This window comes from Streptomyces sp. NPDC001717 (genome assembly GCF_042892775.1).
In the GTDB taxonomy this organism is placed as follows: Bacteria; Actinomycetota; Actinomycetes; order Streptomycetales; family Streptomycetaceae; genus Streptomyces.
The window spans coordinates 105,494-126,471 of sequence record NZ_JBIAUK010000016.1 but is presented as its reverse complement, the minus strand read 5'-3'; the positions used below and the strand labels follow the sequence as shown (position 1 = coordinate 126,471).

17 protein-coding genes are annotated in these 20,978 nt (G+C 72.7%); 3 read left to right on the top strand and 14 right to left on the bottom strand.

The window, feature by feature from the left end; genetic code table 11:
- Window positions 1–27: 27 nt before the first annotated feature.
- From ACFYZL_RS24640 to ACFYZL_RS24625, 4 genes are all read right to left on the bottom strand, one after another.
- Window positions 28–1,083: a membrane dipeptidase gene (locus ACFYZL_RS24640; RefSeq protein ID WP_384758328.1), complete on the bottom strand. Its 1,056-nt coding sequence runs from the start codon at window positions 1,081–1,083 to the stop codon at window positions 28–30.
- 360 nt (window positions 1,084–1,443) lie between these two features.
- Window positions 1,444–2,622: a dipeptidase gene (locus tag ACFYZL_RS24635; protein WP_384756113.1), complete on the bottom strand. Its 1,179-nt coding sequence runs from the start codon at window positions 2,620–2,622 to the stop codon at window positions 1,444–1,446.
- A complete protein-coding gene (gene purE / locus ACFYZL_RS24630; RefSeq protein ID WP_384756116.1) occupies window positions 2,619–3,155 on the bottom strand; it encodes a 5-(carboxyamino)imidazole ribonucleotide mutase in 537 nt (178 codons plus the stop codon). The genes ACFYZL_RS24635 and purE overlap by 4 nt, the downstream gene beginning before the upstream one ends.
- Window positions 3,152–4,270 carry a 5-(carboxyamino)imidazole ribonucleotide synthase gene (locus tag ACFYZL_RS24625; protein WP_384756140.1) on the bottom strand — a complete coding sequence of 373 codons (1,119 nt, stop codon included), beginning with the start codon at window positions 4,268–4,270 and terminating at the stop codon, window positions 3,152–3,154. Before ACFYZL_RS24625 ends, purE begins: the two co-directional genes overlap by 4 nt.
- 229 nt (window positions 4,271–4,499) lie before the next feature.
- On the opposite strand from ACFYZL_RS24625, the gene ACFYZL_RS24620 reads away from it, so the two are divergent.
- A complete protein-coding gene (locus tag ACFYZL_RS24620; RefSeq protein WP_384756118.1) occupies window positions 4,500–5,054 on the top strand; it encodes a GtrA family protein in 555 nt (184 codons plus the stop codon).
- 41 nt (window positions 5,055–5,095) lie between these two features.
- On the opposite strand, the gene ACFYZL_RS24615 is transcribed toward ACFYZL_RS24620, so the two are convergent.
- Window positions 5,096–6,361, bottom strand: coding sequence for an ATP-binding protein (locus ACFYZL_RS24615; protein ID WP_384756121.1), 1,266 nt, complete (start codon window positions 6,359–6,361; stop codon window positions 5,096–5,098).
- 13 nt (window positions 6,362–6,374) lie between these two features.
- Window positions 6,375–7,052 (bottom strand): response regulator transcription factor, encoded by a 678-nt coding sequence (locus ACFYZL_RS24610; protein WP_215035026.1) that lies wholly within the window; start codon window positions 7,050–7,052, stop codon window positions 6,375–6,377.
- A gap of 486 nt (window positions 7,053–7,538) precedes the next feature.
- On the opposite strand from ACFYZL_RS24610, the gene ACFYZL_RS24605 reads away from it, so the two are divergent.
- Window positions 7,539–9,035 carry a peptide MFS transporter gene (locus ACFYZL_RS24605; protein ID WP_384756125.1) on the top strand — a complete coding sequence of 499 codons (1,497 nt, stop codon included), beginning with the start codon at window positions 7,539–7,541 and terminating at the stop codon, window positions 9,033–9,035.
- Window positions 9,036–9,119: 84 nt separating this feature from the next.
- Here the strand turns inward: ACFYZL_RS24605 and ACFYZL_RS24600 are convergent, their stop codons facing one another.
- The 8 genes from ACFYZL_RS24600 to hutU all read right to left on the bottom strand — a co-directional run bounded on the left by ACFYZL_RS24600 (window position 9,120) and on the right by hutU (window position 19,209).
- A complete protein-coding gene (locus ACFYZL_RS24600; RefSeq protein WP_384756128.1) occupies window positions 9,120–10,421 on the bottom strand; it encodes a hypothetical protein in 1,302 nt (433 codons plus the stop codon).
- Window positions 10,422–10,435: 14 nt separating this feature from the next.
- Window positions 10,436–11,530 (bottom strand): hypothetical protein, encoded by a 1,095-nt coding sequence (locus tag ACFYZL_RS24595; RefSeq protein ID WP_388681716.1) that lies wholly within the window; start codon window positions 11,528–11,530, stop codon window positions 10,436–10,438.
- An 89-nt stretch (window positions 11,531–11,619) separates the two neighbouring features.
- Entirely contained in the window at window positions 11,620–12,621 is a 1,002-nt protein-coding gene (locus ACFYZL_RS24590) for a hypothetical protein (protein ID WP_388681654.1), read from the bottom strand.
- A gap of 17 nt (window positions 12,622–12,638) precedes the next feature.
- Entirely contained in the window at window positions 12,639–13,331 is a 693-nt protein-coding gene (locus ACFYZL_RS24585; RefSeq protein ID WP_384756134.1) for an LPXTG cell wall anchor domain-containing protein, read from the bottom strand.
- A 120-nt stretch (window positions 13,332–13,451) separates the two neighbouring features.
- Window positions 13,452–14,630: an imidazolonepropionase gene (hutI, locus tag ACFYZL_RS24580; protein WP_384756137.1), complete on the bottom strand. Its 1,179-nt coding sequence runs from the start codon at window positions 14,628–14,630 to the stop codon at window positions 13,452–13,454.
- 264 nt (window positions 14,631–14,894) lie between these two features.
- Window positions 14,895–16,238, bottom strand: coding sequence for a formimidoylglutamate deiminase (locus ACFYZL_RS24575; protein ID WP_388681650.1), 1,344 nt, complete (start codon window positions 16,236–16,238; stop codon window positions 14,895–14,897).
- Entirely contained in the window at window positions 16,229–17,419 is a 1,191-nt protein-coding gene (locus ACFYZL_RS24570) for an allantoate amidohydrolase (RefSeq protein ID WP_388681713.1), read from the bottom strand. Before ACFYZL_RS24570 ends, ACFYZL_RS24575 begins: the two co-directional genes overlap by 10 nt.
- Before the next feature lie 125 nt (window positions 17,420–17,544).
- On the bottom strand, window positions 17,545–19,209 hold the full coding sequence (hutU, locus tag ACFYZL_RS24565) for a urocanate hydratase (RefSeq protein ID WP_384758493.1): 1,665 nt from the start codon (window positions 19,207–19,209) through the stop codon (window positions 17,545–17,547).
- Between the two features lie 95 nt (window positions 19,210–19,304).
- Here hutU and ACFYZL_RS24560 point away from each other — a divergent pair, with 95 nt between their 5' ends.
- Window positions 19,305–20,615 carry a diaminopimelate decarboxylase gene (locus ACFYZL_RS24560; RefSeq protein WP_388681648.1) on the top strand — a complete coding sequence of 437 codons (1,311 nt, stop codon included), beginning with the start codon at window positions 19,305–19,307 and terminating at the stop codon, window positions 20,613–20,615.
- Window positions 20,616–20,978: the final 363 nt, after the last annotated feature.

Genomic DNA, 20,978 nt, shown 5'->3' with positions numbered 1-20,978 from the left:
GCGCCGTGGCTGCAACTCGGTCGGCGTCTACGTGCGGCGGTGCTGGGCGGCGCGGGCCGTGAACTCCGCGTCCCGCAGAACCCTCTGGGCGTTGCCCCAGGTCAGCGCCGCGAGGTCGGCTTCCGACCAGCCTCGTTCGAGGAGTTCGGCGAGCAGCTTCGGGTAGCCCGAGGGGTCGGTGAGGCCGGTCGGGCGGGGGCCGCCCTGTTCGGAGCCGAAGCCTGCGCCGAGGCCGACGCCGCCCGGGCCGGCGACGGCCCGCACGTGGTCGATGTGGTCGGCCACCGCGTGGAGGGAGTCCCCGGTGCGGGCGGTGTCGAAGGTGACCATGGCCAGGCCGCCGGCCTCGCGCAGGGCGAGCAGCACCTCGTCGGTGACGTTCCCGGGATGCGGGTTCAGGGAGGCCGCGCCCGTGTTCGAGACGACCACCGGCGCCTTGGACGCCCCCACGATCCGGCAGGCCGCCTCGGGCTCGCAGCCGGCGAGGTCCAGCAGGACCGCGAGCCGGTTCGCCTCGCGGACCACCTGGTGGCCGAAGGCGGTCAGCTCGTCCGCCGCCCAGGGCGCTCCCGCGGGGGCGAGGATCCGTACGCCCAGCGTGTGGAAGGCGCGCAGCACGCCGAGGGAATCGGTGAGGGCGCTGCCGGGCACGGGGCCGAGGAACGAGGCGATGCGGCCGCGGTTGCGGGCGTCGGCCATGTCGTCGGCGGTCAGGGCGAGGAGCAGGCTGTCCGGGTAGCGGCGCATCATGGCCAGCGCCACGTCGATCTGTTCCAGGGTCTCGGAGACCACGGTCGAGGGCGGGCCGGCCGGGGGTACCAGCAGGGACCAGAACTGGGCGCCCACCCCGCCGGCGCGGAGCCTCGGGATGTCGGTGTCGACGCCCGCTTCCGGGGTGTCGATGTCGTGGTGCGGGCTCTGGCGCAGGGTCCACACGAGCGTGTTGCAGCCGTCCGCGACGGGATGGACGGACAGCAGCGCGGTGGCGCGGTCGAGCGCGCCGGCGGCGGGTCTGGTGGCGGGGGCAGGGGGGTCCTCGGCTCCGATGCCGACGGAGTGGGGTTCATCCTGCAGGTCGGCCATGGCGTTCGCTCCGGTCTCGGCGGCAGCAGGGAGAGGTGGTGCCACCGTGACACGCGGGGCGCGTGTGCCGCGTGCCGGGCGTGGCGTTCGGGTGGCCTGTGCCCTGGCCGGGTGGGGGCGGGTCCCGTGGCCCTGGCCGGGCGGGGTGCCGCTGCCGGGCGGGGGTGGGGGCGCCGCTGCGCGCAGCCGCTCCCCGCCCCGCCCTTCCTCCGTTCCCCGGGCTCTGCCCGGACCCTCCCCCAGCTACCGCTGGGAGGTGCCCCCGTCCTCAAACGCCGGACGGGCTGAAAGACCCTGGGGCTCCGCCCCAGACCCCGCGCCTCAAACGCCGCCGGAGGCACCGACCGCCCCGCCGGGAGGCTACAAAACGGCGTTCGACGGGCCGCGCGTCGCAGACAGGTCGCGGGACACCGACTCCGCGTCGCGGAGGGCGCGGACCGCGTTGGACCAGGTCAGCTTCGCCAGGTCCGGGCGGGACCAGCCGCGGGTGAGGAGTTCCGCCACCAGGTTCGGGTAGCCCGCCACGTCGTCCAGGCCGGACGGGGTGAAGGCCGTGCCGTCGTAGTCCCCGCCGATGCCGATGTGGTCGATGCCGGCCACCTCGCGCATGTGGTCCAGGTGGTCCGCCACCGTCGAGGCGGTGGCCACGGGGCGGGGGCGGGCCTCCTCGAAGGCGCGGTGCAGGGCCATCGCCTCGGGGGTGGTGTCCAGGTGGTGGAAGCCGTGGGCGCGCAGGTTCTCGTCCGCGGCCTGCGTCCACTCGACCGCCGCGGGAAGGATGAACTTCGGTACGAAGGTCGCCATGGCCACCCCGCCGTTGGCCGGGAGCAGGGCGAGGACGTCGTCCGGGACGTTGCGCGGGTGGTCGCAGACCGCCCGCGCGGAGGAGTGCGAGAAGACCACCGGCGCCGCCGAGACGGCGATCGCGTCGCGCATCGTCGTCTCGGCGACGTGCGAGAGGTCCACGAGCATGCCGACGCGGTTCATCTCCCGGACGACCTCGCGGCCGAAGTCGGTGAGGCCGCCGTGCCGGGGTTCGTCGGTCGCCGAGTCCGCCCAGTCGATGGTGTCGTTGTGGGTCAGGGTCATGTAGCGCACGCCCAGCCGGTGCAGGGCCCGCAGCGTGGCGAGGGAGTTGTTGATGGAGTGGCCGCCCTCGGCGCCCATCAGGGAGGCGATGCGTCCGCTCGCCCGGGCGGCCTCCATGTCGTCGGCCGTCAGGGCCCGGACCAGGTCGCCGGGATAACGGTCGATCAGCTGGGCGACGACGTCGATCTGCTCCAGCGTGGCGCTGACCGCCGTGTCGCCGGCGTAGTCGGAGCGGACGTAGACCGACCAGAACTGCGCCCCGACCCCGCCGGCCCGCAGCCGGGGGATGTCGGTGTGCAGGTGCGCGGACTGGTCGCCCGCGATGTCGCGCTTGGCCAGGTCGTAGCGGACCTGCTCGCGCAGCGCCCAGGGGAGGTCGTTGTGGCCGTCGACGACCGGGTGCTCGGCGAGCAGCTCACGCGCCTCGTCCAGGCGCTGCGCCGCGCTCACTTCGCGAATCCGAAGGAGTCCGCGCCCGCGACCTTCGTGCGCAGCCGCTTGCCCTTCTCGGTGGCCTGGTCGTTCAGCTCCTGCTGGAAGTCGCGCATCCGCGCGAGCAGGTCCTCGTCGTGCGTGGCGAGGATGCGGGCGGCCAGCAGGCCCGCGTTGCGCGCCCCGGCGACCGAGACGGTGGCGACGGGAACCCCCGCGGGCATCTGGACGATCGACAGCAGGGAGTCCATGCCGTCGAGGTACTTCAGCGGCACCGGTACGCCGATCACCGGCAGCGGGGTGACGGAGGCGAGCATGCCGGGCAGGTGGGCGGCTCCGCCCGCGCCCGCGATGATCGCCTTCAGACCGCGGTCCGCGGCCCGCTCCCCGTACGCGATCATCTCGCGCGGCATCCGGTGCGCGGAGACGACGTCGACCTCGTAGGGGATCTCGAACTCGTCCAGGGCCTGGGCGGCGGCCTCCATGACCGGCCAGTCCGAGTCGGAACCCATGACGATGCCGATGAGGGGAGCGCTTGCGGAGGGGCTCATTGGGTGACCGTTCCTCTGAGGTAGTCGGCTGCGTGGCGTGCGCGCTCCAGGACATCGTCCAGGTCGTCGCCGTACGTGTTGACGTGGCCGACCTTGCGGCCGGCTTTCACGTCCTTGCCGTACATGTGGATCTTCAGCTGCGGATCGTGCGCCATGCAGTGCAGGTACGCCGCGTACATGTCGGGGTAGTCCCCGCCCAGCACGTTCGCCATCACGGTCCACTTGGCGCGGGGGCGGGGGTCGCCCAGCGGGAGGTCCAGGACCGCGCGCACGTGGTTGGCGAACTGGGAGGTCACGGCCCCGTCCTGGGTCCAGTGGCCGCTGTTGTGCGGGCGCATCGCCAGTTCGTTGACGAGGATGCGGCCGTCGGTGGTCTCGAACAGTTCCACCGCGAGGTGGCCGGTCACGTCGAGTTCCTTGGCGATGCGCAGGGCGAGCGCCTGGGCCTCGCCGGCGAGTTCCTCGGAGAGGTTCGGGGCGGGGGCGATCACCGTGTCGCAGACTCCGTCGACCTGGACGGATTCGACCACGGGGTAGGCCACGGCCTGGCCGTGCGGGGAGCGGACGATGTTGGCCGCGAGTTCGCGGACGTAGTCCACCTTCTCTTCGGCGAGGACGGGGACACCGGCCTTGAAGGGCGCGTCCGCGTCCTCCTGGCTGCGTACGAACCACACGCCCTTGCCGTCGTAGCCGCCGCGCACGGTCTTGAGGATGACGGGGAAACCGCCGACCTCCGCCGCGAAGGCCGCCGCGTCCGCCGGATCGCTCACGATCCGGTGGCGGGGGCTGGGCGCGCCGATCTCGTCGAGCTTGGCGCGCATCACCCCCTTGTCCTGGGCGTGCACCAACGCGTCGGGCCCCGGGCGGACGGGGATGCCGTCCGCTTCCAGGGCCCGCAGGTGCTCGGTGGGTACGTGCTCGTGGTCGAAGGTGATCACGTCGCAGCCGCGCGCGAACGCGCGCAGTGTCTCCAGATCGCGGTAGTCGCCGATGACGACGTCGCTCACGACCTGGGCCGCCGAGTCCTGTGGGGTGTCACTGAGGAGCTTGAATCTGATGCCGAGGGGGATGCCCGCCTCGTGGGTCATGCGGGCGAGCTGTCCGCCGCCGACCATGCCAACTACGGGGAACGTCACTCCTCCAGGGTATCCGGCGGGATTCCGCCATACGGACGCGGCCTGGCGCGTACCTGTCGGTGTGCCGTGCGTCGCACGAGGTCGGAAGGCACAGACGGAGCACAGGGGGGACACTTAGCATGGGTGGGTTGACGGAGAACACCGGACGACACCGGACGACAGCCGGACGCCCCTTGCGGGGGCGGTGACCGACGGGACTGACCTACTGATGAGCACGCCGGGGAACGGATCTGTTCTCGAACGCGTACGCGGCCTCGTACGGGAGGTCGCCAAGTTCGGTGCGGTCGGCGGCCTGGGCGTGCTGGTCAACCTGGGTGTCTTCAACCTGATCCGCAGCACCACCGATCTCCAGGTGGTGCGCGCGAGCGTGATAGCCACCGTGGTGGCCATCGCCACGAACTACCTCGGCTTCCGCTACTTCGCCTACCGCGACCGCGCCCACAGCGACGCGGCCGGGCGCACGCGCGAGCTGGTCCTCTTCGTGGCCTTCAGCGCGATCGGCCTGGTCATCGAGAACGGCGTGCTGTACGTGGCCACGTACGGCTTCGGCTGGGGTGGCCCGTTCGCCAGCAACGTGTTCAAGTTCATCGGCATCGGGACGGCCACCGTGTTCCGTTTCTGGTCCTACCGCACCTGGGTCTTCAAGGCCCTGCCCGCGCCCCTCGCCGCGACGCCCGCCGAGCCGATGCCCGAGCCGGCGCCTCTGCCCAAGCCCGACCGCAGGCCGGAGCCGCTGCCCGAGCCGGAGCCCGCGAACAACTAAGGCTCGGGGCCGGGCGACGGCCCGCGGCTGCCCGTGACGGCCTAGCGGACCGTGGCCTCGGGTTCGGGGCGCTTGGGTGACGTACGGCTGAGGAAGAGCGCGAAGACCGCCGGCTGCGCTTGGAGCAGTTCGAGGCGCCCGCCGTCGGCCTCCGCGAGGTCCCGGGCGACGGCGAGGCCGATCCCGGTGGAGTTGCGGCCGCTGATGGTCCGCTCGAAGATCCGGTTGCCGAGGTCCGGCGGGACCCCGGGGCCCTCGTCCGTGACCTCCAGCACCGCCTGGTTGCCGATGACCCGGGTACGCAGCGCGACCGTTCCGCCACCGTGCATGAGGGCGTTCTCCACGAGGGTCGCCAGGACCTGCGCGACCGCGCCCGGGGTACCGACGGCCCGTACGCCCTGCTTGCCGGAGCGCACGATGGCCCGGCCGGCGCTGCGGTAGGCCGGCCGCCACTCCTCCACCTGCTGCTTGACGACCTCGTCCAGGTCGAAGGGGACCGCGGAGCCCGTGCGAGGGTCCCGCGAGTTCGTGAGCAGCCGCTGCACCACGTCCGTGAGCCGCTCCACCTGGGTGAGGGCGATCGACGCCTCCTCCCGGACGGTCTCCAGGTCGTCGGTGACGGTGATCTCCTCCAGCCGCATCGACAGGGCCGTGAGCGGGGTGCGCAGCTGGTGCGAGGCGTCGGCGGCCAGGCGCCGCTCGGCGGTCAGCATCCGGCCGATCCGTTCGGCGCTGGAGTCCAGTACGTCCGCGACCCGGTCCAGCTCGGGCACTCCGTACCGCTTGTGCCGGGGTCTGGGGTCGCCCGAGCCGAGGCGCTCCGCGGTCTCGGCGAGGTCGGTGAGCGGGGAGGTGAGCCGGTTCGCCTGCCGTACGGCGAGCAGTACGGCCGCCACGACGGCGAGCAGCGCCACCGCGCCGACCACGGCCAGGGTCCGCCCGACCTCCTTGGTCACGGTGGAGCGGGAGGCCTCGACGACGACCGTCTCGCCCTGCTCGCCGCGCGCGGTGCCGCGGACGACCTTGTCGGGGATCCGGTCGCCGACCTCCACGGGCGGCGAGCCGGGGACGGAGATCCGGGCGTGGTCGCCCACGTCGAGCTGCTCGCCGAGCGCCTCGGCGTCGACGGGCTTCTTCTCCAGGGCGTTGGCCTCGACGATGTTCAGCAGGCGCAGGGCCTCGGACTCGATCCGGTCCTGGGCGCTGTTGGTGATCGTCCGGGTCTCCACGATCACCAGGGAGACCCCGAAGACGGCGATCACGACGAGCACGACGGCGAGCGTGGAGTTGATCAGGCGGCGGCGCATGACTCAGTACGTACTAGCTCTTCTCGAAACGGAAGCCGACGCCCCGGACGGTGGCGATGTAGCGGGGGTTCGCCGCGTCGTCGCCGAGCTTCTTGCGCAGCCAGGAGATGTGCATGTCGAGGGTCTTGGTGGAGGACCACCAGGTGGTGTCCCAGACCTCGCGCATCAGCTGGTCGCGGGTGACGACCCGGCCGGCGTCGCGGACCAGGACCCTCAGCAGGTCGAATTCCTTGGCGGTGAGCTGGAGCTCCTCCTCCCCCATCCACGCGCGGTGCGATTCCACGTCGATCCGCACGCCGTGGGTGGCGGGGGGCTGGGAGGCCTCGTTGGCGCCGCGCCGGAGCAGGGCCCGCACGCGGGCCAGCAGCTCGGCGAGTCGGAAGGGCTTGGTGACGTAGTCGTCGGCGCCGGCGTCGAGGCCGACCACCGTGTCCACCTCGTCGGCCCGGGCGGTCAGGACCAGGATCGGGAAGCCGTGGCCCTCGGCACGCAGCCGGCGGGCCACTTCCAGGCCGTCCATTCCGGGCAGGCCCAGGTCCAGGACGACGAGGTCGACGCCTCCCTGCAGTCCCGCGTCCAGGGCGGTGGGGCCGTCCTCCCGGACCTCGACCTCGTACCCCTCCCGGCGCAGGGCGCGGGCCAGGGGTTCCGAGATGGATGCGTCGTCCTCGGCGAGCAGTACACGCGTCATGTGGGTGATGGTAGTCCGCGGCGGGTGCATCCAGGGGCCTGCCGTCACACCCCTGCCGAACTGGCCTTATGGACTACTACCGACCTTCGAATGTGCCCGATCGGTTCCCGGCTCGCCTGTGATCCATATCTCAAGTCCTTTCATATGCCCCACTGTCGTGTCGTATGGTGGCGAGACGCCTGATGCACTATCTCAGGGACCTTTGTGCCAAAAACTGCCGAAGGTCTCTATTTCTGTCCTGACCGGACGGGCAGTCTTGAGGGACTCACCTGTCCGGGCTTGATGACAGTGAATGACCTATGGGCCGGGCCCGACGCGCGAAGGTGCGCGAGCGGGCGTGGATCCCGGTTACGGATGTTCCCTTCACCCCCACCAGGGGTGAGACCCCTGGGCGTGGGGTGGGGGATCCGCCGCCGGTGCCGGCACCCGTCCCGGGCGCTGTTCCGCTCACGAAGCGAAGCGTCCCGAGCAAGCAAGGATCGACCCATGGCTTCCAGCCTGACGAGGAACTCGGCGGACACCTCCACCGAGAAGACCTTCCTCGGCCACCCCAGCGGCCTCGCCTTCCTCTTCATGACGGAGATGTGGGAGCGCTACAGCTTCTACGGCATGCGCGCGCTGCTCGTCCTCTACCTGGCCACGAACGTGGCCGACGGTGGTCTGGGGATGAACGACGCGACCGCGGTCGCGATCTACTCCGTCTACAACGCCATGGTCTACCTGCTCGCCCTTCCGGGCGGCTGGCTCGGTGACCGTGTGTGGGGTGCCCGCAAGGCCGTGGCCGTCGCCGGTGTCGTGATCATGACCGGTCACTTCCTGCTGGCGGTGCCCTCGTCCGTCTCGTTCTTCATCGGCCTGGCGCTGATCGCCGCCGGTTCGGGCGTGCTGAAGGCCAACATCTCCACGATGGTCGGCCAGCTCTACCGGGACAAGAACGACCCGCGCCGTGACGGCGGCTTCACGATCTTCTACATGGGCATCAACCTCGGTGCCTTCGTCGCGCCGCTGACCATCGGCTACGTCGGCCAGGAGATCAACTGGCACCTCGGCTTCGCCATGGCCGGTGTCGGCATGGCGCTGGGTCTCGGCTTCTACTTCTTCGGCTTCCGCCACCTCAACCCGGTCTCGAACACCGTTCCGAGCCCGTTGAGCGCCGCCGAGAAGTCCTCGGTCGTCAAGAAGGGCCTGATCTGGCTCGGCGTCGCCGCCGTCGCCTACGCGGCCATCGGCCTGGCCGGCATCTTCACGATCAACTACGCGCTGTGGCCGCTGACCATCGCCGGTCTGATCCTGCCCGCCTGGGCGATCCTGCGGATCAAGCGCGACAAGGACCTCTCCACCGTCGAGCGGTCCCGCATGTCGGCGTACGTCTGGTTCTTCGCGGCCGCCGCGATCTTCTGGGCGATCTACGACCAGACCGGCTCCACGCTGTCCCTGTTCGCGAAGGACAGCACGGACAGCACGCTCTTCGGCTTCAACTTCCCGGAGAGCTGGTTCCAGTCGCTGAACCCGCTGTTCGTGATGGCGCTCGCCCCGCTCTTCGCGATGCTGTGGGTGGCCCTCGCCAAGCGCTCCAAGGAGCCGACGACCCTCGCGAAGTTCTCCTTCGCGCTGGTCATGATCGGTATCTCCTTCGGCGTCATGATGGTCGCCCAGGGCCTGGCCGGCGGCGACGCGAAGGTCAGCCCGATGTGGCTGGTCGGCGTGTACTTCATCCAGACCGTCGGTGAGCTCACCCTCTCCCCCGTCGGCCTGTCGCTGACCACCAAGCTGGCGCCGCAGAAGTACGCCTCCCAGATGATGGGCGTCTTCTTCCTCGCGGTCACCGCCGGTGACTCGGCCATCGCGCTGCTCCAGCTGATCGGCGCCCCGACGGACACCCAGGGCTGGTTCGCCTCCCAGGGCATCCTCGCGGTCCTCGCCGGCATCGCGATCTACATGTACCGCAAGAAGGTCCAGCCGCTCATGGGTGGCGTGCACTGACGCACTGCCCGTAACGGCTCCCCGTGACGGCGAACGGCCCGGCACACCGGAAGGTGTGCCGGGCCGTCGCGTTTGCCGGTACGGCTAGCGGGTGCCGCGCAGGCGGCGCCACGGGGTGAAGGTGAACACCGCGCCGCCGAGGAGGATCACGGTGCCGGCGACCAGGGCGAGCGCCTTGATGCCGCCCTCGTCCTCGGCGCCGGTCTCGGCGAGGCCGCCGGAGGCGGTGCTGCCCGTGCCGCCGGTCGACGCGGGCGAGCCGGAGCCGCCCGGCTGGGCGGTGGTGTCCAGCTCCAGGGAGACGCCGGTGCTCGTCGCCTTGCAGGGGACGGTGAGCGGAGGGGAGCCCGCGACCATCGTGACGTCGATCGACATGTCAGCGGGGCTGAGGGTGACCTTGCCCGTCTTGCCGGGCTTGTAGGTGCCCGTCATGTCGCTCAGGCTGACGCCGGCGCCCTGGGCGATGGCGTCGGCGTTGGCCGGTCCGGTGACGTTGACCATGCCGCTGTCGGCGCCGCCGAGCTTGATCTGCATCGAGGGCTTGAGCGCGCCCTTGGGCAGGGGCACCGGGGCCTTCATGGCGTCCTTCGCCGTCTTGACGGTGAGGTCGAAGTTCCCGCCGTTCTTCTTGGCGCTGACGGTGACCGGGGTGGTGATGCCGCCGGGGACGGTCTCACCGCAGTCGAACTTCACGTCGACGGGCTTGCCGGGGAAGTCGGTCTGGCCGCCGGAACCGCCGGTCGCACCGCCGTTGTCCGTGCCTCCGTTCGTGGCCCCGCCGTTGGTGGCGCCCCCGTTGGTGGCACCCCCGTTCGTGGCACCCCCGTTCGCGGCACCCCCGTTCGTCGTGCCGCCGCTGGAGCCGGCCGACACGTCGATGGTGGCCCCGACGCCGACGTCACCGGTCGGCGCGCACTTGGTGACGAAGGTGCCGAAGGGGAAGGTGACGGCGACGTCGTACTTCCCGGGGGTCAGGGTGATCTTCCCGGCCTTGGTGAGCTTGAGCTTGCCCTTCATCGCCGACATCTGCATGGGTGCCTTCTTGGGGATCGGCGGGTTCACCTTGTCCCCGACGACCTTCAGCTCGCCCATCCCGCTGCCCAGCGTGATCCAGCCGGTGGGCTGGACCGAGTCCTTCGGGATGTCCATCAGGTCCGTGTTGTTCGAGGCGGGCTTGACGGTCTCCCACACCACGTCGACCTCGTCACCGACCTTCGCGGTGGCCGGCGCCGTGACCTTGGCGGTGGTCTCGCCCTCGACCGGGCTGCCACCCCCGGCCGGTGGTACGCACTTCACCTTGAACGTGGTCTCCGCGGCCTGGGCGGGGGAAGCCGCGATGGCGATACCCGCGCCGCCGAGCAGCAGCGCGACCACTGCCGCGCTCACCCTCCGTCGGTTCTTCACGCTTGTCCCTTCGTCGTCGAACGGTTCTCAGACGGTGCGGACGTCTGTGGTGCTGTCTCCGGCGTACTGTCCGGGGTGAACCACGGCAGTACCGCCGTGGAGGTCTGAGAGGTCTCCGCCACGGGGTCGGCGGACGCGCGCGCCGGTCCTCGCAGCGCCGCGATCCTGGGCAGGCGGGTCGTCACGGCCGAGGCGGACTCGGGCGGCGCGCCCCGGTGCCGGCCGCCCGCGGGGGTCTCGCGCGGGCGGACCTTGTCGACGACGGCCATGCCGACGCGGAAGAGCGCGGCCGGGATCACCAGCAGGAGCAGGCCCCAGAAGAGCAGCACCCCGTACGGGCGGTCCACGCCCCACGGCTGGGTGGCGACCACCGTCTCGCCGTACTTGAGGGAGACCGTGTAGTCCCCGTAGGCGCCGGCCGTCAGGGACACGTCCAGGGCGATCTCCGCTTTGCCACCGGGCGGGATGATCCCCTTCCAGCGGGCCTCCTCCCACAGCGGCGCGAACACGCCGTGCGAGGTGCCGAGCTGGAAGACCGGGTCCTTGACGGGGGCCGAGCCGAGGTTGCCGACGGTGACCTTGAACTTCCGGGTGGGCGGGGCGCCGAACCAGGTCAGCACCCCGTCCTCGCCCTCCAGCCGGACCCCGGTGAGCATCGCGAGGCGGGCCGTCCCGGACTCGGCGGGCAGCTCGGCCACCTCGTGATCGGTGATCTTCAGGGGGACGGCCACGGTGGACTGGTCGCCGTTGACGGAGGTCACGTTGACGACGCAGGGGCAGGGCTTGGGCGGGGCCACCACGGGGAGCTTCGCGGTGAAGTGCCCGTCGTCGGCCACCGAGACCGCGGCGCCGTCGGCGTTGGCACAGCTGTTGGTGCCGCCGATCATGTTCTGGCCGCAGACCAGCAGCATCACCAGCGACTTGGCGCGCCAGCCGGTGCCGGTGACGGTGAGCTCGGTGCCCTTGGCGGCCTCCTGGAGCGAGAGCGCCACCCCCGGTTTGGGATCCTCGGCGGCGGTGGCCGGGGCCGCCTGGAGCAGCGCGAGGGCGCACGCGGCCAGTGCCGCCGCCAGTACGCGTCCGCGGAGCAGGGCACGGGTGTACGACGGGCCCCGCGGGCCGGGCGGGACTTCGCGGGCACGACCGAGGAGCACACGGATCGTGCCACCGGCGTTGGGGCTCACCTGGCTGCTCCCGTCAGTTCGTGATCGTGTTCCGGTACGGGTACGGGTACGGGTACGGGCGTCGCGTCGGCCCGCGGGTCCTGCCGGGCGCGCCGCCGGGCGCGTACGAGGTACAGCGCGCCCGCGGTCGTCCCGCCGAGGGCGACCAGGGCGCCGCCCAGCCACCCCGTGAGCCGCCAGGGCACGAACCACGCCGAGGTGGCGGCGGTGGCGCGGGCGCCGCCGGGCGCGGTGACGGTGAGGGTGAGGCGGACCCGGTCGAAGACGGGCGCGCCGGACCACGGTTCGGTCAGCCGGGCCCGCTGCCCCGGCAGGAGTTCCACCGGCAGGGTGCGGGCGCCGCGCCCCTCGACCTCGCCGAAGGTGCCCCCCGCGGTGATCGACAGCTCGGGGGCGAGGGCCACGTTGCCCCGGTTGACCAGGGTGTACGCGATGACCGCGGCCGGGCCCTCGCCGCGTACGGAGACGTCCTCGACGGTGAGGGCGGCCAGGGTGGGGCCGCCGACCCGCAGGTGGACCCGTACGCCCACCTCGTGGCCGCCTTCGGCCGCGACCACGGCGGCGGGGTGGTCGCCGGGCGGGGATGCGGGCGGCACGGTCACGGTGAACGGCACCACGGCGCGGGTGCGGGGCGGGATCTTCACGGTGGCCGCGGCGCCGAAGCCGATCCAGGACCCGGCGTCGGTGGACGCCTCGGCGGACCGCACGGCGAAGGCGCCGTCCGCCGTGTTGTAGGCGTCGGCCCCGCGCAGGGTGACGGTGCGTTCGGTGTCGGTGGTGTTGGTGAGGGCGAGCCGGTCCTCCAGCACCGTGCCGGCGGTGCCCGCGAGGTAGAAGTACGGACGGGCGCCCCCTGGCGCCGCGGCGGCCGTTCCGGCGGCGGGTTCGGCCGTCCAGCCGGGCTCGTCGGCCGCCGCCGGGTGCGCGGGGGCCGCGTACAGCGCGGCGGCCGTCAGGAGCAGGGCGCCTGCGCGCTTGAGGGTGTGGAGCACGGGCATGGCCGGGGGCGCTCCGTTCAGGACCCGGCCCGCCGGCCGCGCCGGGTCAGCCAGAGCACGCCGACGGCGCCGCTGAGCAGCACGGTGCCGCCGAGGGTGCCCAGCGCGAGGGCGGAGTCGGCGGGTCCGGTCTGCGGGAGGGTGTCCCCGCCGCCGGATCCGGACCCGCCGGACTGCGTGCCGCCGCCACCGCCGGCGGCGGCCGTGACGTCCAGTTCCAGGGAGGGCTTGGGGCTGTTGCCCGGGGTGCACGTGGTCGTGGTCCCCAGCGCCTTGATGGTCAGGACCCCGGCGGTGAAGTTGACCTTGCCGCTCTTCTTGGGCTTGTAGGTGCCCGAGAGGTCGGTGATCTTGATGGGGGTGTTGGCGGGGATGGCCTCGGGGTTGGACGCCCCGGAGACCGGGACGGAGGCCTTCTCCGCGCCCTCGACGAGGATGACGGCACTGGGGCTCATCGCGCCCTTGCCGAGCTCGACGGGGCTGGAGGAGACGCCCTTCTGGAAGGACATCGTGAGCTTGTAGCCGTCCCCTTCCTTCACGGCCTTGATGTCGATGGGCGATACCGCCGACTTGTCCCCGATGGGGGTCTTGCAGTCGTAGGCAACGTCGATGACGGCGGCCTGCGCCGCGGGGGCGGCCAGCAGGACCGCCGATCCGGCTGCCAGCGCGGAGGCCAGCGCGAGCGCGGTGGAGCGTTTCCGGTCGGACACCTTCGTCTTCCCCTCGAACCTTGGGCCACAAGTTACTGACGGCACATCAGATTGGTGGCTCAAGGTACGCCCGGGGTCTTGAGGAGGGAAGACAAAGGGCCGTCCGGAATTGAACGCTCGTCAGTGGGCGCGGACACCCCTCTGCCACACGGCGGAAACCAGCGGAACACCGGGCCGGTAGGCCAGGTGGACGTGGCTCGGGGCGTCCAGGAGCGCCAGGTCCGCGCGCGCCCCGGGGGTGACCGTCCCGATGTCCGTACGGCGCAGGGCGCGGGCGCCGCCGGCGGTGGCCGACCACAGGGCCTCGTCCGGGGTCATCCGCATGTCGCGCACGGCGAGCGCGATGCAGAACGGCATCGAACTCGTGTAGGAGGAGCCCGGGTTGCAGTCCGTGGACAGCGCGACGGTCGCGCCCGCGTCGATCAGCCGGCGGGCGTCGGGCCACTGGGCGCGGGTGGAGAACTCGGCGCCGGGGAGGAGGGTGGCGACGGTGGTGTCCGCGGCCTGGACGAGGGCGTCGACGTCGGCGTCGGTGAGGTGGGTGCAGTGGTCGGCGGAGGCCGCCTCCAGCTCCACGGCGAGCTGCACGCCGGGGCCGTACGAGAGCTGGTTGGCGTGCACGCGCGGGATCAGCCCGGCGGCGGCGCCGGCGGTGAGGATCGCGCGGGCCTGGTCCCCGTCGAAGGCGCCCTTCTCGCAGAAGACGTCGACCCAGCGCGCGTACGGGGCACAGGCCTCCAGCATCTCGCCGGTGACCAGGTCCACGTAGCCGGCCGGGTCGTCGGCGTAGTCCGGGGAGACGATGTGCGCACCGAGGTAGGTGACCTCCTCGGTGTGCGCGGCGGCGATCCGCAGGGCGCGCGCCTCGTCGGCGACGGTGAGGCCGTAGCCGGACTTGGTCTCGAAGGTGGTCGTGCCCTGCCGGAGGGCCTCGTCGAGGTGGCGCAGCAGGTTGGCCTCGAGCTCGGCGTCGCCGGCGGCGCGGGTGGCGGCGACGGTGGTGCGGATGCCGCCGGCGGCGTAGCTGCTGCCGGACATGCGCGCGTTGAACTCGGCGGTGCGGTCGCCCGCGAAGACGAGGTGCGAGTGGGAGTCGACGAAGCCGGGGATGACGGCGCGGCCGTTCGCGTTGAACGCGGTGTCGGCGGCGGGGGCCTGGTCGGCGGGGCCGACCCAGGCGATGCGGTCGTCTTCGATGACGACGGCGGCGTTCTCGATCCTGCCGAGGGGGGTTCCGTCGCCGAGGGCGGGGTCGTTGGTGACGAGGCTGCCGATGTGGGTGATTGCGGTGGTGGTCATGGTTCCTCGTGGTCGTCGAGTCGTTTCGTTCCCCCACCCCGCCCCTTCCCGAAACCGGGGCCCGCGGCCCCGGCCCCGGCTTCGGGGGCTCCGCCCCCGGACCCCCGCGCCTCAAACGCCGGCGGGGCTGGGATTTGCTGCGCAAATCCAGCCTCGCCGGGCGGAAACTCCAGCCCCTCCGGCGTTTGAGGAGCGGGGGTCCGGGGCGGAGCCCCAGTTCGGGAAGGGGCGGGGTGGGGAAAGGCCCGCCGCAGGCGTAGGCGGTCAGGTGCGGAGGGCGGCGATGGAGTCGGCGAGGGCGGACGGGACGTCCTCGACCAGGGTGTGGGCGCCGTCGCGGACGATGTGGCGGCCCGCCACCACCGTGTGCCGGACATCGGCGGCCGTCGCCGCGAAGACCGCGGTCTCGGCGCCCAGCCGCGGTACCGGACCGGCCGTCCGTACCGAGTCCAGCGCGACGGTCGTGAAGTCGGCGAGCGCGCCCACCGCCAAGGTGCCCGCGTCCGACCAGCCCAGCGCCGCGTGCCCGTCCGCCGAAGCCGCCCGCAGCAGCGCCGCCGCCGTCCAGTGGCCGCGCGTACGGCTCGCCAGCCGCTCGTTGAGCTCCATCGCCCGCGCCTCTTCGAGCAGGTCGATCACCGCGTGGCTGTCGCTGCCGAGCGACAGCGGGCTGCCGGCCCGCTGGAGGCGGACCGCCGGGCCGATGCCGTCCGCGAGGTCGCGTTCGGTGGTCGGGCACATGCAGGTGCCGGTGGTGGTGCCGCCGAGGAGGGCGATGTCCTCGTCCGTGAGGTGCGTGTTGTGGACGCCCGTGGTCCGCGGTCCCAGCACGCCGTGGTCGGCGAGGAGCTGCGTCGGGGTGCGGCCGTGGGCGGCCAGGCAGGCGTCGTTCTCCGCGGTCTGCTCGGAGAGGTGCACGTGCAGCGGCGCCCGCCGCTCCTGCGCCCACGCCGCCACCGTGGCCAACTGCCCGGCCGGGACGGCCCGTACGGAGTGGATCGCGGCGCCGATCAGCGCGTGGTCGCGGGGCTTCAGCCCGCCGACCCGTTCCGCCCACGCCTCGGCGGTGCCGTCGGAGAAGCGCAGCTGGTGCCGGTTGGGCGCCTCCCCGAAGCCGGCCGACAGGTACGCCGTGTCCAGGAGGGTGATGCGGATGCCCGCCTCCGCGGCGGCCGCGATCAGGGCCTCCCCCATCGCGTTGGGGTCCGCGTACGCGGCACCGCCGGGCGCGTGGTGGACGTAGTGGAACTCGCCGACCGCCGTGATGCCGGCCAGCGCCATCTCCGCGTACACGGCCCGCGCGAGCGCGAAGTACGAGTCGGGGGTGAGGTTCTGGGCGACGGAGTACATGACCTCGCGCCAGGTCCAGAAGGTGCCGGAGCCCACCTGGACCGTGCCGCGCAGGGCCCGGTGGAAGGCGTGGGAGTGCGCGTTGGCCAGCCCGGGGAGGGTCAGGCCGCGCAGGACCTCCGCGCCCGGGGTCGGGGTCGCGACCCCGGTCCGGACGGCGGCGATCCGCCCGTCGGCGGATACGTCCAGGGCCACGCCCGGCTCGACGAGGGTGTCGAGCCAGGCGTGTTCCAGCCAGTACGTCTTCGTCACCGGCACGCGAGTCCTTCCAGTACGTCGGCGAGGGCGAGGACGCCCGCCACGCAGTCGTCCTCGGCGGCGAACTCCCGCGGGGAGTGCGAGACGCCGGTCGGGTTCCGTACGAACAGCATCGCGGTCGGGACGGCCGCGGAGAGGATCCCCGCGTCGTGTCCCGCGCCCGTGCCGAGGACGGGGACGGACCCGCCCAGGATCCGGTTCATCTCGTCGCGCAGGGCGTGCTCGAACTCGACGACCGGGGTGAAGGACTCCCGGACGATGCCGAGGTCGATGCCGTCGCGGTCGGCGTGCTCGCGCGCGGCCTTCTCGATGGCGGTGACCACCGTGTCGAGGGTGGCCTGGTCGGCCGCCCGCGAGTCGAGCCAGCCGCGCACCAGGGACGGGATCGCGTTGACCCCGTTGGGCTCGACCGCGATCTTCCCGAAGGTGGCGACGGCCCCGGCGAGGGCCGCCTCCTGGCGGGCGGCCAGCACGGTCGCCGCGTACGTCAGCATCGGGTCGCGGCGGTCCACGAGCCGGGTGGTTCCGGCGTGGTTGGCCTCGCCGCGGAAGTCGAACCGCCAGCGGCCGTGCGGCCAGATCGCGGAGGCGATGCCCACCCGGTCGCCGGACAGGTCCAGGGCCCGACCCTGTTCCACGTGCAGCTCGACGAACGCGCCGATGCGGGCCAGGCGTTCGGGGTCGGCCCCGATGGCGTCGGGGTCGTACCCGGCGGCCTCCATGGCCTGGGGCAGGCTGATGCCGTCGGCGTCGCGGAGCTCGTACGCCTTCTCCTTGGTCAGCTGCCCGGCGGTGAGCCGGGAGCCGACGCAGGCCAGGCCGAAGCGGGCGCCTTCCTCGTCACCGAAGTTGGTGATGGCCAACGGCCTGGAGAACTCCGCGCCCCTCCTGCGGAGTTCGTCCAGGGCCGCGAAGGAGGACACCACGCCGAGGGGGCCGTCGAAGGCCCCGCCGTCGGGGACCGAGTCCAGGTGCGAGCCGGTGACCACGGCGTCCCCCGCGAGGGGGTCGCCGAGCCAGGCCCACTGGTTGCCGTTGCGGTCGGTCTCGTACGCGAGCCCGCGCGCCTCGGCCTGCACCTGGAACCAGGTCCGGCAGTCGGCGTCGGCGCCGGTCCACGCGTGGCGGCGGTACCCGCCGGTTTCCGCGTGGCGGCCGATGGGACGCAGCTCGTCCCACATGGCGTGGAACGAGCCCGCGCCGCGGCCACCGGGGGCCGGGGCCGCCGGGTGCGGCCCGGTGGGGGGTGTGCCCACCCGTTCCGCCCCAGCGGAACGACTGCCCACACCCCCGTCAGCGGGGGAGTTCACGCCTGGTCACCCTCGCGCATCGGGACACGGACGCCGCGCTCGTCCGCGACGGACTCGGCGATGTCGTAGCCCGCGTCGACGTGGCGGATGACGCCCATGCCCGGGTCGTTGGTGAGGACGCGGCGGATCTTCTCGCCGGCCAGCGCGGTGCCGTCGGCGACCGTGACCTGACCCGCGTGGATGGAGCGGCCCATGCCGACGCCGCCGCCGTGGTGGATGGAGACCCAGGAGGCACCGGAGGCCACGTTGACCATGGCGTTGAGCAGCGGCCAGTCGGCGATCGCGTCGGAGCCGTCCAGCATGGCCTCGGTCTCGCGGTACGGGGAGGCCACGGAGCCGCAGTCGAGGTGGTCGCGGCCGATGGCCAGCGGCGCGGCCAGCGTGCCGTCCGCCACCATCTCGTTGAAGCGCTCGCCGGCCTTGTCGCGCTCGCCGTAGCCGAGCCAGCAGATGCGCGCGGGCAGGCCCTGGAAGTGGACGCGCTCGCCCGCCATCTTGATCCAGCGGTGCAGGGACTCGTTCTCCGGGAAGAGCTCCAGCATCGCCTTGTCGGTCTTGTGGATGTCCGAGGCCTCGCCGGACAGCGCCGCCCAGCGGAAGGGGCCCTTGCCCTCGCAGAACAGCGGCCGGATGTAGGCCGGGACGAAGCCGGGGAAGGCGAACGCGCGGTCGTAGCCGGCCAGCTGGGCCTCACCGCGGATGGAGTTGCCGTAGTCGAAGACCTCGGCGCCGGCGTCCATGAAGCCGACCATGGCCTCGACGTGCTTGGCCATGGACTCGCGGGCGCGGGTGGTGAAGCCGGCCGGGTCCTTGGCGGCGTAGGAGGCCATGTCGTCGAAGTCGACGCCCACGGGCAGGTAGGAGAGCGGGTCGTGGGCCGACGTCTGGTCGGTCACGATGTCGATCGGGGCGCCCTCGGCCAGCATCTGCGGGAGCAGTTCGGCGGCGTTGCCGAGCAGGCCGATGGAGAGCGGCTTGCGGGCGTCGCGCGCCTCGACGGCCAGCTGGAGGGCGTGCCGCAGGTTGTCGGCCTTGACGTCCAGGTAGCGGTGCTCGATGCGGCGCTCGATGGCGCGCGGGTCGACGTCGATGCAGATGGCGACGCCGTCGTTCATCGTCACGGCCAGCGGCTGGGCGCCGCCCATGCCGCCGAGGCCGGCGGTGAGGGTGATGGTGCCGGCCAGGGTCCCGCCGAACTTCTTCGCCGCGACGGCCGCGAAGGTCTCGTACGTGCCCTGGAGGATGCCCTGGGTGCCGATGTAGATCCACGAACCGGCGGTCATCTGGCCGTACATGGTCAGGCCGAGGTGCTCCAGGCGTCGGAACTCCTCCCAGTTCGCCCAGTCGCCGACCAGGTTGGAGTTGGCGAGCAGGACGCGCGGGGCCCACTCGTGGGTCTGCATGACGCCGACCGGGCGGCCGGACTGGACGAGCATCGTCTCGTCCTGCTTGAGGGTCTGCAGGGTGCGGACCATCGCGTCGTACGAGCGCCAGTCGCGGGCGGCCTTGCCGGTGCCGCCGTAGACGACGAGCTTGTCGGGGTGCTCGGCGACCTCGGGGTCGAGGTTGTTCTGGAGCATCCGCAGCGCGGCTTCCTGCTGCCATCCCAGGGCGCTGAGCTCGGTGCCTCGCGCGGCACGTACGGGGCGGGGTCCTGACATGGCGTTGCCTCCTCCGATGTTGGTAAATCCATTCACATACTCCCGTCCTGAATAGATTCAGTCAACAGCTGCGGCCGGTCCCTTCGGATGATGGGATGGCGGGCATGGACAGGGACGTGGTCGTACGAGCCGCCGTCGAACAGGGCCTGCTGGACTCCGAGCCGGTGGCCTGCCTACTGGACATCGCCGGGATCAGGGCCTCCGCCGCCGCCCTGACCAGCGCCTTCGCCGCCGCGCTGCCACCGGGGACCCCCGTCCTGCACGCCTTCGCCGTCAAGGCCGCCCCGCTGGTGCCCGTCCTGCGGCTGCTCGCCGACGCCGGCCTCGGCTGCGAGGTCGCCAGCCCCGGCGAACTGGCACTGGCCCGGGCGGCCGGGCTCCCCGCCGGGCGGATCGTCCTGGACTCCCCCGCCAAGACGACCGGCGAGCTGCGCGAGGCCCTGGCCCTGGGCATCGCCGTCAACGCCGACAACCGCCAGGAGCTGCACCGCCTCGACGCCCTGATCGGCGCCGACCCCAAGTCCCCCGTCGGCATGCGGATCAACCCGCAGACCGGCGCGGGCACCATCGACGCCCTGTCCACCGCCACGGCGACCTCGAAGTTCGGCATCGCCCTGCGCGACCCGGGCGCGCGCGAGTGGCTCGTACGGGCCTACCTCGACCGCCCATGGCTCACCCGGCTGCACACCCACTCGGGCTCGCAGGGCGTCCCCCTGCCGCTGATCGCCGAGGGCGTGCGCGAACTGCACGCCCTCGCCGAGGAGATCAACGCGGCGGCCGGCCGCCGCCAGGTCGACACCCTCGACATCGGCGGGGGCCTGCCGGTGAACTTCGCCTCGGACGAGACGGCCCCGACGTACGCGGAGTACGTCACCGCCCTGCGCGGGGCGGCCCCGCGCCTCTTCGACGGCTCGTACGGCCTGGTCACCGAATTCGGACGGTCCCTGATGGCCAAGAACGGCCTGGTCCTGGCACGGGTCGAGTACACCAAGACCAGCGGGGGCCGCGCGATCGCCCTCACCCACGCGGGGGTCCAACTGGCGACCCGCACCGCCTACGCCCCGGCGTCGTGGCCGGTGCGGATCCTGCCGTACGACGCGAAGGGCGCGCCGAAGGAGGGGGACCCGGTGGCGCAGGACGTCGCCGGCCCCGCCTGCTTCGCGGGCGACCTCCTGGCGACGGCCCGGGAACTCCCGCCCCTCGCCGCGGGCGACGTCATCGCGGTCCCGGACACGGGGGCGTACTTCTTCACCGCGCACTACGGCTACAACAGCCTGCCGCGCCCGGCCGTACACGGCTTCGCCGTGACCCCGGCGGGGGTCCGCTTCTCCCTGGCCCGACCGGCGCAGACCCCCGCGGAACTCATCGCAGAAGCGGGCGGCACCCACGCGGACGCGCTGCTCTGACCGGCCCCCCGCCGCCGGTGCGCCCCCCACTCGGCACTCCCGCGCCGGCGGGGTCGGGTGTGCGGCGGGGCGCCCCCGCAGGGCGTCGAACGCCGGTGCTCGGCGGCCCGGCCCGCGTGACACCCCCGCGCCGTCGGGGTCGGGTGTGCGGTGGGGCGCCCCCGCAGGGCGTCGAACGAAACCCGCTCGTCTTGCCGGTGCCGCATGGGGTTCGACGCCCGAGGAGGTGCCCCGGCGCGCGCCCGGGCCCGACGGCCCACCCTGCGGCCCGGCCCCGGCCAGGGCGGTGCCGCTGCGCGGAGCCGTCCCCTACCCGCCCTTCCACCGTTCCCCGGGCTCCGCCCGGACCCGTCCTGGGGCTCC

What these genes read in the sequence shown, in the direction of transcription:
- hutU (WP_384758493.1), bottom strand. Translation starts at nt 19,209, where the DNA reads ATGTCAGGACCCCGCCCCGTACGTGCCGCGCGAGGCACCGAGCTCAGC.
- ACFYZL_RS24610 (WP_215035026.1), bottom strand. Translation starts at nt 7,052, where the DNA reads ATGACGCGTGTACTGCTCGCCGAGGACGACGCATCCATCTCGGAACCC.
- purE (WP_384756116.1), bottom strand. Translation starts at nt 3,155, where the DNA reads ATGAGCCCCTCCGCAAGCGCTCCCCTCATCGGCATCGTCATGGGTTCC.
- ACFYZL_RS24620 (WP_384756118.1), top strand. Translation starts at nt 4,500, where the DNA reads ATGAGCACGCCGGGGAACGGATCTGTTCTCGAACGCGTACGCGGCCTC.
- ACFYZL_RS24560 (WP_388681648.1), top strand. Translation starts at nt 19,305, where the DNA reads ATGGCGGGCATGGACAGGGACGTGGTCGTACGAGCCGCCGTCGAACAG.
- ACFYZL_RS24640 (WP_384758328.1), bottom strand. Translation starts at nt 1,083, where the DNA reads ATGGCCGACCTGCAGGATGAACCCCACTCCGTCGGCATCGGAGCCGAG.
- ACFYZL_RS24590 (WP_388681654.1), bottom strand. Translation starts at nt 12,621, where the DNA reads ATGCCCGTGCTCCACACCCTCAAGCGCGCAGGCGCCCTGCTCCTGACG.
- ACFYZL_RS24615 (WP_384756121.1), bottom strand. Translation starts at nt 6,361, where the DNA reads ATGCGCCGCCGCCTGATCAACTCCACGCTCGCCGTCGTGCTCGTCGTG.
- ACFYZL_RS24570 (WP_388681713.1), bottom strand. Translation starts at nt 17,419, where the DNA reads ATGTGGGACGAGCTGCGTCCCATCGGCCGCCACGCGGAAACCGGCGGG.
- ACFYZL_RS24625 (WP_384756140.1), bottom strand. Translation starts at nt 4,270, where the DNA reads ATGGTCGGCGGCGGACAGCTCGCCCGCATGACCCACGAGGCGGGCATC.
- hutI (WP_384756137.1), bottom strand. Translation starts at nt 14,630, where the DNA reads ATGACCACCACCGCAATCACCCACATCGGCAGCCTCGTCACCAACGAC.
- ACFYZL_RS24605 (WP_384756125.1), top strand. Translation starts at nt 7,539, where the DNA reads ATGGCTTCCAGCCTGACGAGGAACTCGGCGGACACCTCCACCGAGAAG.